Annotated in this window: 2 protein-coding genes; one reads left to right on the forward strand and one right to left on the reverse strand. The window is 52.5% G+C overall.

Going from position 1 to position 1,526, the window contains the following annotated elements:
- Positions 1-92 precede the first annotated feature (92 nt).
- The gene (locus tag APH44_RS28780) at positions 93-611 is read left to right on the forward strand and encodes a YkgB family protein (protein WP_054895656.1); all 519 of its coding nucleotides are present in this window, start codon (positions 93-95) and stop codon (positions 609-611) included.
- A 29-nt stretch (positions 612-640) separates the two neighbouring features.
- Here APH44_RS28780 and APH44_RS28785 read toward each other — a convergent pair whose 3' ends face one another.
- Positions 641-1,486 (reverse strand): AraC family transcriptional regulator, encoded by an 846-nt coding sequence (locus APH44_RS28785; RefSeq protein WP_003464995.1) that lies wholly within the window; start codon positions 1,484-1,486, stop codon positions 641-643.
- Positions 1,487-1,526: the final 40 nt, after the last annotated feature.

The raw sequence follows: 1,526 nt of genomic DNA on the forward strand, positions 1-1,526 counted from the left end.
TTGATTAGAGATGCCAGCCATAATCATCTCATCGCCAACGCATACGGCGTTCGGCAGCCAACACACTCTCACTCACTACTGGAAGCTCAGACATGAAAACCATAGGCATTGAAAACTCGAAGTCCAGCGTACAGGCCCACTTAACGCTTGGAACCAAAACTATGGGGCTAGGTATCTATGGCGCGTACTTGGCTCTCGCTATTATTTACTTCTGGTTCGGCGGCATGAAATTTACCCACTACGAGGCCGAGGGCCTGGTTCCACTGGTGAGCAACAGCCCGCTTTTGGGATGGGTGTATAGCATTTTTTCGGTCGACATGTTCTCCAGCCTGCTCGGCATACTAGAGATTTCGATCGGCACTCTGATCGCAGGCCGCATGCTGTCGCCCAAACTATCCGTGGTAGGAGGCGCTCTGTCTGCAGGCCTGTTCTTCACAACCCTTAGCTTTATGTTTTCCACTCCGGGCGTCATTGAGCCTAGTTTAGGGTTTGCGGCGATTTCCGTTGCGCCAGGTCAGTTTCTGCTTAAAGACTTAGGGTTGCTTGCTGTTTCGATATTTGTGGCAGGCCATTCGCTGGTTGAACTGGAAAAACGTAAAATTAATGCATAATTTTTTCAATGGCTTAAGGCAGTAATGCCTTAGGCCTTTTTGCCATCATTTTCCCCCGCCAGATCTTTCAACCAGTCACGAGGGCTCAACCCCGTCTTGCGTCTAAATGCGCGAGACAGCGCCGAAGGACTTTCGTAGCCGACTTGAGCTGCAATCAGCGTAATCGAGCGCCCTTCTCGCATCAGCTTCTGAGCCAGGCTAACTCGCCAACTCAACAAATAATCAGCAGGCGTCTGTCCGATGACACTCTTGAAATGCACGGCATACGCAGCGCGTGACATATTTGACTCACTGGCCAGCTCTGCTATTGACCAGGCATGTTCCGGGGAGTTGTGCATCTGTAAAAGCGATCGGGCAAGCCGCATGTCGGCCAGTCCAGCCATCATTCCGGTGCGCAACTGGTGATGATCGAGCAGGTAACGGAGCAACAGAATGATTAGGAGCTCAAATAAGCGCTCAAGCGCGGCTTCCCTTCCACAATGCACATTTGCCGCCTCGGCAAACATCCACTCCAACGTGTCTGCCAGCATGGGCAGATCATCGAGTGCGAGCACCAAACAGTCCGGTAATGAAGCCGACAAAGGATTATCAATTCCGCCCTCAAACTCCATGGAAGCACACAACAACTTTGCGCCATCGGACTCACCCGCAAACAATTGATGCTTGGCGGGGCGTGGCATAAAAATCAAGCTAGGGCGAGTGAGCTGCAAATCCTTGCGATCGGGACCAAGCAACGTCACGCTGCCGGCCTGAAGCAGATGGATATAACCTCGCCGCTCGGCGCCATCGTAAGATGCAGAGCCGCATAGGTCGCCGTCATAGAACAGATTGGCCCGCACGCCGAACCGCGAGAGCAAATTAGACAAACGATCCATTGGCCGATCCTTGACGAGTCAGAACGCACAGACCATACCA

Origin of the sequence: Pseudomonas sp. NBRC 111143 (assembly GCF_001320965.1) — a bacterium.
GTDB classification, from domain to species: Bacteria; Pseudomonadota; Gammaproteobacteria; order Pseudomonadales; family Pseudomonadaceae; genus Aquipseudomonas; species Aquipseudomonas machongensis.